Origin of the sequence: Achromobacter sp. Root170 (assembly GCF_001428165.1) — a bacterium.
Lineage (GTDB): Bacteria > Pseudomonadota > Gammaproteobacteria > Burkholderiales > Burkholderiaceae_B > Achromobacter > Achromobacter mucicolens.
Genome location: NZ_LMHN01000006.1, coordinates 89,137 through 101,496 on the forward strand (window position 1 = coordinate 89,137; position 12,360 = coordinate 101,496).

The 12,360-nt window shown below is 65.0% G+C and carries 11 protein-coding genes; 6 read left to right on the forward strand and 5 right to left on the reverse strand.

Translation table 11 applies throughout. From position 1 onward, the window contains the following. Positions 1–2 precede the first annotated feature (2 nt). Both ASD87_RS09215 and ASD87_RS09220 read left to right on the forward strand, forming a co-directional pair. A complete protein-coding gene (locus tag ASD87_RS09215; RefSeq protein ID WP_155721747.1) occupies positions 3–728 on the forward strand; it encodes a polysaccharide deacetylase family protein in 726 nt (241 codons plus the stop codon). Beyond that, positions 703–1,851 (forward strand): glycosyltransferase family 4 protein, encoded by a 1,149-nt coding sequence (locus tag ASD87_RS09220; protein ID WP_056320200.1) that lies wholly within the window; start codon positions 703–705, stop codon positions 1,849–1,851. The genes ASD87_RS09215 and ASD87_RS09220 overlap by 26 nt, the downstream gene beginning before the upstream one ends. A gap of 23 nt (positions 1,852–1,874) precedes the next feature. Here ASD87_RS09220 and ASD87_RS09225 read toward each other — a convergent pair whose 3' ends face one another. Genes ASD87_RS09225 through ASD87_RS09235 form a run of 3 tightly spaced genes read right to left on the reverse strand, consistent with a single transcriptional unit; the run spans position 1,875 to position 3,905 of the window. Further along, the gene (locus ASD87_RS09225) at positions 1,875–2,156 is read right to left on the reverse strand and encodes a YkgJ family cysteine cluster protein (protein WP_082586245.1); all 282 of its coding nucleotides are present in this window, start codon (positions 2,154–2,156) and stop codon (positions 1,875–1,877) included. Next, positions 2,153–2,917 carry a YdcF family protein gene (locus tag ASD87_RS09230; protein WP_056320205.1) on the reverse strand — a complete coding sequence of 255 codons (765 nt, stop codon included), beginning with the start codon at positions 2,915–2,917 and terminating at the stop codon, positions 2,153–2,155. Before ASD87_RS09230 ends, ASD87_RS09225 begins: the two co-directional genes overlap by 4 nt. A gap of 16 nt (positions 2,918–2,933) precedes the next feature. Further along, complete coding sequence (locus tag ASD87_RS09235; protein WP_056320207.1) at positions 2,934–3,905, reverse strand: glycosyltransferase family 9 protein; 972 nt, start codon at positions 3,903–3,905, stop codon at positions 2,934–2,936. Between the two features lie 103 nt (positions 3,906–4,008). Here ASD87_RS09235 and msbA point away from each other — a divergent pair, with 103 nt between their 5' ends. The 4 genes from msbA to ASD87_RS09255 all read left to right on the forward strand — a co-directional run bounded on the left by msbA (position 4,009) and on the right by ASD87_RS09255 (position 9,010). Further along, positions 4,009–5,784 (forward strand): lipid A export permease/ATP-binding protein MsbA, encoded by a 1,776-nt coding sequence (gene msbA, locus ASD87_RS09240; RefSeq protein WP_056320209.1) that lies wholly within the window; start codon positions 4,009–4,011, stop codon positions 5,782–5,784. 169 nt (positions 5,785–5,953) lie between these two features. Next, positions 5,954–7,759 carry a monovalent cation:proton antiporter-2 (CPA2) family protein gene (locus tag ASD87_RS09245; protein WP_056320212.1) on the forward strand — a complete coding sequence of 602 codons (1,806 nt, stop codon included), beginning with the start codon at positions 5,954–5,956 and terminating at the stop codon, positions 7,757–7,759. A gap of 134 nt (positions 7,760–7,893) precedes the next feature. After that, a complete protein-coding gene (locus ASD87_RS09250) occupies positions 7,894–8,124 on the forward strand; it encodes a hypothetical protein (RefSeq protein WP_056320215.1) in 231 nt (76 codons plus the stop codon). 130 nt (positions 8,125–8,254) lie between these two features. Then, positions 8,255–9,010, forward strand: a complete 756-nt coding sequence (locus ASD87_RS09255; RefSeq protein WP_235512668.1) for a diguanylate cyclase — start codon at positions 8,255–8,257, stop codon at positions 9,008–9,010. A gap of 81 nt (positions 9,011–9,091) precedes the next feature. On the opposite strand, the gene ASD87_RS09260 is transcribed toward ASD87_RS09255, so the two are convergent. Both ASD87_RS09260 and rng read right to left on the reverse strand, forming a co-directional pair. Next, positions 9,092–9,793 carry a DUF3053 domain-containing protein gene (locus ASD87_RS09260; protein WP_056320219.1) on the reverse strand — a complete coding sequence of 234 codons (702 nt, stop codon included), beginning with the start codon at positions 9,791–9,793 and terminating at the stop codon, positions 9,092–9,094. A gap of 394 nt (positions 9,794–10,187) precedes the next feature. Next, on the reverse strand, positions 10,188–11,651 hold the full coding sequence (rng, locus tag ASD87_RS09265; RefSeq protein WP_056320252.1) for a ribonuclease G: 1,464 nt from the start codon (positions 11,649–11,651) through the stop codon (positions 10,188–10,190). Positions 11,652–12,360 lie beyond the last annotated feature (709 nt).

Consider the following 12,360-nt stretch of genomic DNA (forward strand, 5'->3'; position numbering starts at 1 on the left):
CTATGTCTATTCCAATCCTTATGTATCACCAGATCGGCGAGCCCAACCCCAAGGGCACGCCGTTTCGCGGACTGACGGTACATCCCGATAGCTTTGCCCGCCAGATGCGCTGGATGCGCCGGCTTGGCTATCGCGGATTGTCCATGCGCGACGTCATGCCCTATGTCCGCGGCGAGCGCCAGGGAAAGGTCTTCGGCATCACGTTCGACGACGGTTTCCGCAATGTGCATCACAACGCGATGCCGGTACTGAGCGAACTGGGATTCACCGCCACCAACTATTTCGTGGCCCGGCAGTTCGACGGCGGCAACGTGTGGGACCTCGAAAAGGGGATCCCGTTTGCGCCGCTGATGACCGTCCAGGAAATGCGGGAATGGGCGCAGGCCGGCAACGAGGTCGGCTCGCACACGCTGGATCACGTCCACCTGCCCGAGTTGCCTGCCGAAGAAGCGCGGCGCCAGATCGTCCAGTCCAAGGACGAGCTCGAACAGGCGCTGGGCGCGCCCGTCACCGCGTTCTGTTATCCCTATGGCGACCATGGTCCCGAGCATCAGGCCATGGCGCGCGAGGCCGGTTACGAGAACGCCACGCTCACCAAGCGCGGTCTGGCGGCGGCGTCCGACGATCCCTTCGGACTGCCGCGCGTGACCGTGGCGCGTTCGACCAATATCTTCCGATTCCTCCAGAAGTGCCTCACCCGGTATGAAGACAGCCGCCGGCGCTCCTGAACGCCGGCTTCGCATCGCGCTGTTGGTTGATCGCTTCGGCAACCGTTTCGGCGGGGCCGAGGCCTATGGCGTCGAGTTGATGCGTGTACTCGGCAAGCGCCACGACATCTCCGTGGTCGCCCGCGATTTCGACAGCGACCTGCCATTCGAATATCTGCCCGTGCGGTTTCCCGGCTGGCTGCCCAGCTGGACGCGGGTGCTGTATTTCGCCTGGCGCGCCGACCGCCTTACCCGCGGCCGCTTCGACATCGTCCATTCGCACATGAACGGCTGGGCGGGCGAAATCCAGGTCATGCACGTGACGCCGGTCCGCTATAACCGCATCACCCGGGTCACGCCGCTGCAGCGCCTGACGGCCTGGCTCAGCCCGCGGCTGGCCACCTACCTGCTGCTGGAAAAGCTGCGCGTGCGCAAGACGCCCCAGCGCCGCGTGGTGGCGGTATCGGGCCTCATCATGGACCAGCTGCACCGCAGCTACGGCGAAAATCTCGCGGTCGACATCATCGCCCCGGGCGTCAAGCTGCCCGCGCCCGACCGTAACGGGGGCCGCCAGGCCACGCGCGCGCGGCTCGGCTGGGACGCGGACACGATCGGCTGTCTGCTGGTGGCGCGCAATCCGCTGCGCAAGGGCCTGCCCGCCTTGCTGGACGCGCTGGCGCTCTTGCCGCCGCGTTACCGGCTGCTGGTGGTCGGCGCCGACGAGCCCACGCGCGAGCGCGTACGCGCCGCCGGAGACGTCGCCCGCCGCGTCACGCTGGTCGACCCCACCCCGGACGTCGCCCAGTATTTCAATGCGGCCGACATCTACACGCACCCGACCCTGAACGACAGCTACGGCATGGCGCCGCTGGAAGCCATGTCGCACGGTCTGCCGGTCATCGTCAGTTCGCCGGTCTATTGCGGCTTTGCGCAATACCTCACGGCGGGAACGGATGCGCTCATCCTGCAGGACCCGCGCGATGGCGCCCAATTGGCGCAGGCGCTGGAAAGCCTGGGTTCGGATCCGCAGCTGCGCGCGGCGCTGACGTCACGAGGCCTGGAAATCGCCCGCGACCAAAGCTGGGAAACCGTGGCCTCGCGCTACGAGGCCTTGTACGAACAGGTGCTGCTGGAGCGCCATTGAAAACGGGGCGTCAAGCCCCGTTTTCAATGGCAGGGCGCGGTTGCCCTTTCCAGGTCGGCCAGCCAGCGGATGGCGTGTTCGCGGTCGGGACCGCACATCTCGTGCTGGGGCTGCAGTCCCCCGCAGAAGTCCGGGCGGGAAGGATCACCAAAGATCGCGCACCGCATGTCCGGCAGCAACTGAACACAGGGCACGCCCGCGGGCTTGCCCTGCGGCATCCCCGGAATGGGCCGCGTGATCGACGGCGCGATGCAGCAGGCGCCGCATCCCGAGCGGCACGCTGGTGCCCCGCCGGTCAGGCTCATACCCATCCGCGCAACCAGTACACAAAGAGACCCGCGTATTCCTTCACGATCGAACGGCTGGCGTCGAACGTGCGTTCATCGGGCAGCCACAACGACAGCGACCCGTCGGCCGGCTCCACGATCTGCGGCGGCGCGGGGGCGGCAATCACTTCCACCCCCTGCTTGGAAAAGGCCGCCATGGCGCGGGGCATGTGCAAGGCGGACGTGACCAGCAGCACCTTGCCGATGCCGCGCGCCTTGAGCTGGTCTTCGGTGAGCGTGGCGTTTTCATAGGTGGTGCGGCTGGCGTTTTCCAGGATCAGGGCCGACTCCGGAACGCCCTGCTGGCGGATCGCATGCGCCATGCCGCGCGCTTCGCTGACATCGCCTTCCAGCGCGCCGCCCGACAGCAGCACCTTGGGCGCGCGGCCGGCCAGATACAGCTCGGCCGCCGCGTCCACGCGCACGATGGCCGTGTCCTTGTCATAGGGCAGGAACCAATTGGCCCGGCCGTTGGCGGTATTGCCGCCCAGCACCACGATCGCGTCGGCCGTCGGCATCTCGGCGGCGGGCTTGTGCGGATAGCGGTTCTCCAGCGCGCCGCCCGCCCACAGCGACGTCGCCGGCAACGACCAGGCCAGCGCCCAGAGCAAGCCTGCCGCGACGAGCGTGAGGCCCGTCTTGCGAAGCCGGAACAGTCCCAGCACCAGGCCAAGGACCACCAGGGTGATGCACAAATTCAAGGGAATGATCAGATTCGTGAGATAGCTGGAAAAGGTCATTTCGAGACTGTCCTGATTACTGCGTACCATCCAGCAGGCGCTCGGCCTGCTGTGTTGCTTCTTCCTGCGACGGCCAGGCCTGGTCGCTACCCAGGCACACCGCGCGCGGCGACCACGGGCCGGTGCGTTGCGGCTGTGTCACGCCGAACAGCGTCAACTGCCGCGCCGACGCCGCCGCCGCGACGTGCGACACGCCGGAGTCGTTACAAATCACCAGCGCGGCCCGGGCGGTCAGCGCCGCAAAGGCGCCCAATCCCAGCGGGGGCAGCAACTGAGCGGTCGGCGCATTGCGGCGGGCTTCGTCGGTTTCGGCCGGAGGGGGGCACATTACCACGGTATGGCCGCGGGCCTGCAGGGCGCGCGTCAGTGTATCGAATCCCGGCCACACCTTGATCCTGCCCTTGTGCAGGCCCGTGGCGGTGGGCGCAATCAGCACGAAGGGCCGGTCTTGCAGGCCGGCCTGGGCCAGGGCCTCGCCGGCCGCGCGTTCATGCGCCGCCGTCAGCGGCAGGTCCAGCGTCGGACCGGGCTGGGCGGGACCGCTAGGCAGATTCCAGCGGATCAGGGCCTCGCGGGTCAGGTGATGCCAGGATTCGACGGCGTGCATCGGCTGGTCGGGTTTGGCGAACGGCCAGCGCAGCAGAAAGCTGCGGCCGTCGTCGCGGTACCCCGCCGACGGCACGCCGGCCAGCCGGAACACCAGCGCGCTGGACAGGGAGTCCGGCAGCAGCAGGCCCCGGGCGCGGCGGCCTTGCGCGCCCAGCCCGCGACGGTGCGCGCTGACCGCCGCCCGGTCTGGCCCAACCTTGCCGCGCATGGGGACGAAATCCAGTTTGTCCACGCCATCGAGCAGGTCGCGGGCCCAGGGGCGGGCGCAGAGGACGAGGGGCAGGCCGCTTGCCGCCAGGGCGCGCAGGCTGGGCAGGCTCATGCAGACATCGCCCACCCAGTTGGGCAGGCGGACATACAGGCAACTGATATCGGACATGGAAGGGCGCACGGGCGCGGATAGGGCTAAGGGGCGGGGACGGCGCGCAGACGCGCAGCCGGTACAATCCTGGGCACAATTGTATGAAAAGCGAGTGATCCCTTTGAATTCTGCCGCACGGAATGCGCCAGCGGGCTCCCAGCCCGTCAAATCCGAACTCTGGACCCGGATCTACAGCCGGGTCGGTTCCTACTGGAAGGGCTTGCTGGCGGCCGTCCTCCTGATGGCAGGCGCCGCGGCCACGCAGCCCGTGCTGGCGGTCATCATGAAGCCCCTCCTGGACGGCGGCTTCTCAGGCGCCAAGCCGTATTACGTTTGGGCGCTGCCGCTGGCGGTCGTGGGCCTGATCCTGGTGCGCGGCATCTGCAACTTCTTCAGCGACTACCTGCTGGCCTGGGTGGCCAACAACGTGCTGCTGGGCATGCGGCGCGACATGTTCGAGCGCCTCCTGGGCCTGCCGGACGCCGACTTCAAGCGCGGCGACACCGGGCGCCTCCTGAACCGCTTCACCATCGACGCCGGCAACGTCACCGGCTATGCCACCGACGTCATCACCGTGCTGGTGCGCGAAACCCTGGTGGTCATCGCGCTGATCTGCGTGCTGCTCTACATGTCGTGGGTGCTGACGCTGATCATCCTGGTCATGCTGCCGGTCTCGGTCCTGATCTCGCGCTTTTTCATCAAGCGCCTGCGCCGCATCAACCGCGAAACCGTCAACATGAACGCCGAGCTGACCCGCGTGGTCGGCGAAGGCATCGACGGCCAGCGCGTCATCAAGCTGTTCGACGGCTACGAGGTCGAACGCGGCCGCTTCGATTTCGTCAGCCGCCGCCTGCGCCGCTTTGCCATGCGCACGGCCACGGCCGATGCGGCGCTGACGCCCTTGACCCAGGTCTGCATCTCGATTTCCGTGGGCGCGGTCATCGCCGTGGCGCTCAGCCAGGCCAACAGCGGCTCGCTCACCGTGGGCAGCTTCGCGTCGTTCATGGCCGCGCTGGCCCAGATCTTCGACCCCATCAAGCGCCTGACCAACGTGGCCGCCCGCCTGCAAAAGATGCTGGTCTCGGCCGAAAGCGTGTTCACCCTGATCGACCAGATCCCGGAAAACGACACCGGCACCAAGGAATTGCCCGAGCCCGTGCGCGGCAAGGTCGAGTTCCGCAGCGTGTCGCATCGCTTCCCCGACGCCGACCGCGACACGGTCAATGACATTTCCTTCGTGGTCGAACCCGGTCAGACCGTCGCCCTCGTGGGCCGCTCGGGCAGCGGCAAGACCACGCTGGTCAACATGCTGCCCCGCTTCGTGCTGGCCGACAGCGGCCAGATCCTCGTGGACGACGTGCCCATCGATGAACTCACGCTGCGCAGCCTGCGCTCGCACCTGTCGCTGGTCAGCCAGGATGTCGTGCTGTTCGACGACACGATCGCCGCCAACGTCGGCTACGGCGCATTGGGCAAGTCCAGCGAGCAAAAGGTGCGCGATGCGCTGGCCGCCGCCAATCTGCTCGACTTCGTCGAAGGCCTGCCGCAAGGCATCAACACGCCCGTGGGCGAGAACGCCGCCCGCCTGTCCGGCGGCCAGCGCCAGCGTCTGGCCATCGCGCGCGCGCTCATCAAGAACGCGCCCATCCTGATCCTGGACGAAGCGACTTCGGCGCTCGATAACGAATCCGAACGCCAGGTGCAGGCCTCGCTGGAACGCCTGATGAAGGGGCGCACCACGCTGGTCATCGCGCACCGCCTGTCCACCGTCCAGAACGCCGACCGCATCATCGTCCTGGACGCCGGCAAGATCGTCGAACAGGGTCCGCACGCGGAACTGCTGGCGGCCGACGGCCTGTACGCATCCCTCTACAAGATGCAGTTCCGGGAAGACTGAGCCAAACCGTACACGTCTTTCCCCAGCAGCCGCCCCTCGGGGCGGCTTTTCATTGCCGAAGTTCCTGTTTGCCAATCCCGCGGTTTGCCGGAAAATGGCCCCAGCCTGCGCATAGCGGGCTGGGCGGCGTCCCAGGCGCTTCGGCCCGCCATGCAACCAGGAGCGCTCCATGGCCCTGCCTTCCGAAGGCAATCAAGTCCTCAACGTCGTCGTTCTGCTTGGCGCAGCGGTGATTGCCGTCCCCTTGTTCAAGCGTCTCGGACTGGGTTCGGTCCTGGGCTATCTGGCAGCCGGCCTGGCGATAGGCCCGTTCGGCATCGGGTTTTTCACCGATCCCAAATCCATCTTGCACGTCGCCGAACTGGGCGTGGTGATGTTTCTTTTCATCATCGGGCTGGAGATGCAGCCGTCGCGCCTCTGGAAGCTGCGCGGCGAAATCTTCGGGCTGGGCGTCGCGCAGGTGCTGGTTTGCGGTGCGCTGCTTACCGGCGTCGGGTTGCTTGCAGGTCTGTCAGGCGCCGCGGCCTTCATGGCGGCGATGGGTTTCGTGCTTTCGTCCACGGCCATCGTGATGCAGATCCTGGCCGAGCGCGACGAGACCACCAGCGCGCAGGGCCAACGCATCGTCTCCATTCTCCTTCTCGAAGACCTGGCGATCGTCCCGCTGCTGGCGCTGGCCGCCTTGCTGGCTCCTGCAAGCAGCGGCAGCGAGGCCAATCCCTGGTGGCAGGCCGCCATCGCGCTCGGCTGCATTCTGGCGCTGCTGGCTGCGGGCCGGTGGCTGCTCAACCCACTGTTCCGTCTTCTGGCCGCGGCGCATGCCCGCGAAGTGATGACCGCGGCCGCATTGCTCGTCGTGCTGGGCGCCGCGTTGCTGATGGAACTGGGCGGCCTGTCCATGGCCATGGGCGCGTTCCTGGCCGGTGTGCTGCTGTCCGAATCCACATTCCGCCATCAGCTCGAAGCCGATATCGAGCCGTTTCGCGGCATCCTGCTTGGCCTGTTCTTCCTGGGCGTGGGCATGTCGCTGGACCTCCTGGCCGTGGCGCGGGAATGGCCGCTCATCCTGGCGGGTGTCGTCGCGTTCATGGCGGTCAAATCCGTGGGCGTCTACATCGTGGCGCGCCTGCTGCGCGCCACCCATGCCGAAGCCATCACCCGTTGCGCGTTGCTGGCGCAAGGCGGCGAGTTTGCCTTCGTGCTGTACAGCGCAGCCGCCGACAAAGGCATCTTCGACGCGCATACGGGGGCGGTGCTGACCGCGGTCGTCATCATTTCCATGGCGCTCACGCCGCTATGCGTCCTGGCCTTGCGCTGGTTCCTGCCCAAACCCAAGCCGTCCATGGATGGCGTGGACGTGGCCCGCGACCTGGACGGCTGCGCGCTGATCGTGGGTTTTGGCCGTTTCGGCCAGATCGTGACGCAGGCAATGCTGGCACGCGGGGTCAAGGTCTCGATCCTGGACACCGACACCGACGCGATCCGTGCCGCGGCAAAGTGGGGCGTGAAGGTGTATTACGGGGACGGTACGCGCGCCGACATGCTGCGTTCGGCCGGCGCCGAAAACGCCTGCGCCATCCTGGTGTGCATCGACGACCCGCGCGCCGCCACCCACATGGTGCATCTCATCAAGTCCGAATTCCCGCTGGTGCGCGTCGTGGTGCGGGCCTATGACCGCATCCATTCGCTGGCGCTGGCCCGCGAAGGGGTGGATTTCCAGGTCCGCGAAACCCTTGAATCGGCGCTGGTCTTCGGCGAAGCGGCGTTGCGCGCCATCGGCGTGCCGCCCGACGAGGCCGAGGAGGTCATTCAGGACGTGCGGCAACGCGACACCGAACGCTTCGAGCTCGAGGTGGCAGGTGGCCTGTTCGCCGGCCGCTCGCTGCTTTACGGAAATATGACGGGCCAACCGGATGGCATCAATGACCGTCCGGACCGCGAAACCGGCGACGCGGCGCCCAGTCCATCCGCCTGACGGCTATTTTTCGGCGTGCATTTCGGGATCTTTGCATTACTTTACGCATCATTTCACGCGCAAAATCAAGCAGCTAGGGTAGATTAATCCGCAATGACGCTTCACTCAGGAAGCGCTTTTGCCAGGGGGCTGCCATGCTGCAAACGGACCGTAATTCGACTACGTCGCACGCCATCGGAATCGAGCTTGCCCGGCGTCAGGCCATGACGCTTCGTTGCGGATTCTCTGGCGTGCTCACCCGCCAATTGATGGCGCAAGCCGGCGGGGCAGGGCCCGCCTGGGCCATCAACGCCCACCGCGAAAGCGACAAGGCACGCGGGGCCAAGGCCTTCCCGTTCCGCATCGCAGCCGCCGCGCTGTCCTGAAAGCCCCGCCTCGGGCGCGCCGCGCCCGGCTGCTGTCTTTCCGCGCGTGCCCGGGCGTCTTCCCGGGCAAAAATTCCCGTCACTTGCGCTGATCGCCGCCCCTGACTTTGCCGTCCAGGGCGGCGATGCCTTGCGCGCATTTGTCGGCGTGCTGTCGCCCGATGGCGTCAATCGTCTCTATGCGTTCGACGCCATCGAGCGCACGCCGCTGGTGATCGACGTGGCGTTGGCCGTCGACGATCTGCTCGAACCCTGGGTGCGCCGCGCCGCCCTGATCGTGCCCGTGACCTTGGCGCTCTTCGCATCGGTGATGGCGCAGATCGTCCTCTTTCGGCGCGAGATGCGCTGGCGGCAGGCGTTCGAGGCGCAATTGGCGCGTCAGGCCCAGACGGACGGACTCACCGGCGTCGCCAACCGGCGCACCTTCGACGAGGTGCTGGACAGGGAATGGGCGGCCGCGCGTCGCGATCGCGCGCCGCTGTCGCTGCTGTTTCTGGATGCCGATCGCTTCAAGCTTTACAACGACCGCTATGGCCACCAGGAAGGCGACGCGTTGCTCAAGATGCTGGCGCTTGCGCTTCAAAACAAGGCTCGCCGGCCTTGCGATCTGGCGGCCCGCTATGGCGGCGAAGAGTTCGTGGTGCTGCTGCCCGACACGCGCCGCGAACAGGCGCTGGTCATCGCCGAAAGTATCCGGCGCGCGGTCGAGGACCTGGCCATTCCGCACGAAGACAACGGAGGCGGTATCGTCACCGTCAGCGTCGGCGTGGCCACGGTCGTGCCGCTAGGCGACGGCGTCTCGGCCGCCCTTGTGGAAGCCGCCGATGCGGCCGTTTACCAGGCCAAGGCCGCGGGCCGCAATCGCGTCGCGTCGGCGCCTGACTGATTATCGACATGGCAAGAAAAACCCCGCCGCACCTTTCGGTGGCGGCGGGGCGATGCGTGGCGCAGCGTGCTTGAGCGGTGCTTAACGGCCCATGATCACGGCCTGCAGGCGCGTCTGTGCCTGCTGCACATTCTTGGCCTGCGCGTTCATCTCTTGCAGCAGCTTGTTCAGCTCGGCTTGCACGGCAGGATCGGTCACCGTCACGCTGTTGCCCGAGATCTCGATCTTCGACTTGTTCGCTTCCACGTAGTCGGCGATCTTCAGGGTGACGTCGTAGGTGGCGTTGATCTGCGGCAGCACATCGCCAAACGTGTCGGCCGGCAGGGTGATGGTCTTCTCGTAAGCCTTGTCGTACACGGCCTTCAGGTCCTCAGGCTGCTTGAGCTGGGCGTGAGCCGCGTCGGCCTTGGCGCGATGCTCCTTCAGCGCCGCGTTCATGTCGTTCAGACCGGCACGCACGGACTTCAGGTCTTCGCGGCGCGTGACGATATCGTTCACCGAGCGCACCTGACCCTTCTGCAGGATCCCCGACAGCGGCTTGACCGACGCATCCATGCCGGCATTGAAGTCGGTGATGATGGCGTAATGGGCCGCGTAGTCGCCGAATGACTTCTTTTCTTCCTCCGTCAGCTTCGGCACACGCACGCCCGGCTTGTCCACGATGCGCGTCTGCAGGAACTGCGTGAACGCCGCGCGCTGCTCGGGCTCCTTGTCGCCGCAGGCTGCCAGCATCAGCGGCAGGGCCGCGACCAGTACCAGGAACGGACGGAATAGGGACTTCATTGCAATGACCTCCGAATGACTAAGGGAAAAGCGCCGAGGCGGTAACCGACCCGGCAAAGCGCCCGCAGCTTATCGATAACCCTTACTTGTCGCCATCCGTTTCAGAAATCATTTCAAACGAATTGTTAAGTCACAAAATCCACACATATCGAGTTGAAGCCCGTTCGGGATTCGGGTATGGCTCCACGTCCTCGCACGCGCGCTGAATGCGGACCTGGCGAAGAGCGGCCGCCAGCGCGGTTCACAGCACAAACGAGCGCATCAACGGTGGCGCAGACACATCGCCATTTCGGCCGCCCGATTGCCCCCATCCTGTGGCGCCCAAATTAAAAAAGCCGCGCTTGCAGGCGCGGCTCTTCCGTCGGTCCGATGACTAGGCATTCTTCTTATGCCGTCACACGAGGATGATGTCGTACTTCTCCTGCGAATACGCCGCTTCCACTTCCAGCGACACGCGCTTGCCCACAAAGTCGCCCAGCATTGCCAAATGCTGGCTTTCCTCTTCCAGAAAAAGGTCCACGACTTCCTGCGAGGCAAGAATGCGAAACTCCTTGGGATTGAATTGCCGGGCTTCGCGCAGAATCTCGCGCAGGATTTCATAACAGACCGTGCGCGGCGTACGCACATTGCCGCGCGACTCGCACATGGGGCAGGGCTCGCAAAGCTGGTGCGCCAGCGAATCGCGCGTGCGCTTGCGCGTCATTTCCACCAGCCCCAGCTGCGTGAATCCATTGACGGTCATGCGGGTCCGATCCCGCGACAACGCCTTCTTCAGCTCCGCCAGCACGGTGTCGCGGTGTTCCTGTTCCTCCATGTCGATGAAGTCCAGGATCACGATTCCCCCCAGGTTGCGCAGGCGCAGCTGCCGCGCAATTGCCTGCGCCGCCTCAAGGTTCGTCTTGAAGATCGTGTCGTCGAAATTGCGGCCTCCCACAAACCCGCCGGTGTTGACGTCCACCGTGGTCAACGCCTCCGTCTGGTCAATGATCAGATAGCCGCCCGACTTCAGGTCGACCCGGCGCGACAGCGCGCGCGCAATCTCGTCGTCCACGTTGGCGGTGTCGAACAGAGGGCGCTCGCCGCTGTAATGCTTGATGCGGTCAACCACCGAAGGTGTGTACACACGCGCCCATTCCAGCATCGCGGCAGTCGTCGTGCGTGAATCCACCAGGATCGAACCGGTCTCGGGGCCGACCATGTCGCGCAATACGCGCTGGGCAAGCGTCAGGTCCTGGTGCAACAGCGCGGGGGCGGGCTGGGTCCGGGCCGCCGCCTGGACACTCGTCCACAGCTTGCGCAGATATTCCACGTCGGCAGTCAGCTCCGCGTCGTTGGCGCCCTCGGCCTGGGTGCGCACGATGAATCCGCCTTTCTCATCCGAGGGCATCAGCGCTTGCAGACGTTCGCGCAACTGGATGCGTTCGGACTCGGAATCGATCTTCTGCGAAATACCGATGTGCGGATCGTGCGGCAGATACACCAGCATCCGCCCGGCCATGCTGATCTGCGTCGACAGCCGCGCGCCCTTGGTGCCGAGCGGATCCTTCACGACCTGCACCATGAGGGTCTGTCCCTCAAATATCAGTTTTTCGATTGGCGTCGGCGTCAAACCCTGGCTGCGCTCCGTGCGATTCTCGCGCAGGTCCGCAATATGAATGAACGCCGCCCGCTCCAGCCCAATGTCGATGAACGCGCTCTGCATGCCGGGCAGCACCCGCACGACCCGACCCAGATAGATATTGCCGACGTGGCCCCGTTGGATGCTACGTTCGACGTGCAATTCCTGAACCGACCCCTGTTCCACCAGCGCAACGCGGGTTTCAAACGGGGTGACGTTGATCAGGATGTCTTCGCTCAGGGCGATCGCAGGGGGCATGAGGTATCTGTCTCCAATCAGATGCGGCGTACAGGCGAATAGTAAACGTACATACTAGTCCCACAAGCAGGGGCTGCCGCCATCTATATATAGGCGCGGCCAGTCACGGCCCGCGCCTCCTTCGACGGAGCAGGGCGCCGGCGCCAGCCTGACTGCCTTTCCATCAACAAATTTGCGACACTGGCATGACAGCCCAAAATTCTGTGCTATAGTCTCGCTCCTTCGCAGCTCAGACAGTTTTGAGACGCGAAGCCAAGCAAGTGCAACAGGTGACGGGGCAACCCAATCTCNCTGTGCTATAGTCTCGCTCCTTCGCAGCTCAGACAGTTTTGAGACGCGAAGCCAAGCAAGTGCAACAGGTGACGGGGCAACCCAATCTCACCTGCCGCAGCGGCAATCAGTAATGAGCGCCAAGCGGTTATTGCAAGGATCGAGGCAAATCAGGCAGAAGCCAGTTGCAAGATCTGCAAAAATTGTGCTATACTTTTGGGCTTGGCAGTTACTGAAAAATTAGGGTTTACCCTGAGGTTTCAATAACTGCTAGGGCAGGACGAAAGTCCTGGCGAGACCTGAAGAGGTCGCCGCAAGCAAGTGACGCAACGGCGTAAAGCAAAAGCGAAGCTGACTTGACAAGCGATAAAAACTTCTTCATAATCTCGTTTCTCTGCTGCAACGACAGCGACGACGCAAA

What these genes read in the sequence shown, in the direction of transcription:
- ASD87_RS09215 (WP_155721747.1), top strand. Translation starts at nt 3, where the DNA reads ATGTCTATTCCAATCCTTATGTATCACCAGATCGGCGAGCCCAACCCC.
- ASD87_RS09220 (WP_056320200.1), top strand. Translation starts at nt 703, where the DNA reads ATGAAGACAGCCGCCGGCGCTCCTGAACGCCGGCTTCGCATCGCGCTG.
- ASD87_RS09225 (WP_082586245.1), bottom strand. Translation starts at nt 2,156, where the DNA reads ATGAGCCTGACCGGCGGGGCACCAGCGTGCCGCTCGGGATGCGGCGCC.
- ASD87_RS09230 (WP_056320205.1), bottom strand. Translation starts at nt 2,917, where the DNA reads ATGACCTTTTCCAGCTATCTCACGAATCTGATCATTCCCTTGAATTTG.
- ASD87_RS09235 (WP_056320207.1), bottom strand. Translation starts at nt 3,905, where the DNA reads ATGTCCGATATCAGTTGCCTGTATGTCCGCCTGCCCAACTGGGTGGGC.
- ASD87_RS09245 (WP_056320212.1), top strand. Translation starts at nt 5,954, where the DNA reads ATGGCCCTGCCTTCCGAAGGCAATCAAGTCCTCAACGTCGTCGTTCTG.
- ASD87_RS09250 (WP_056320215.1), top strand. Translation starts at nt 7,894, where the DNA reads ATGCTGCAAACGGACCGTAATTCGACTACGTCGCACGCCATCGGAATC.
- ASD87_RS09260 (WP_056320219.1), bottom strand. Translation starts at nt 9,793, where the DNA reads ATGAAGTCCCTATTCCGTCCGTTCCTGGTACTGGTCGCGGCCCTGCCG.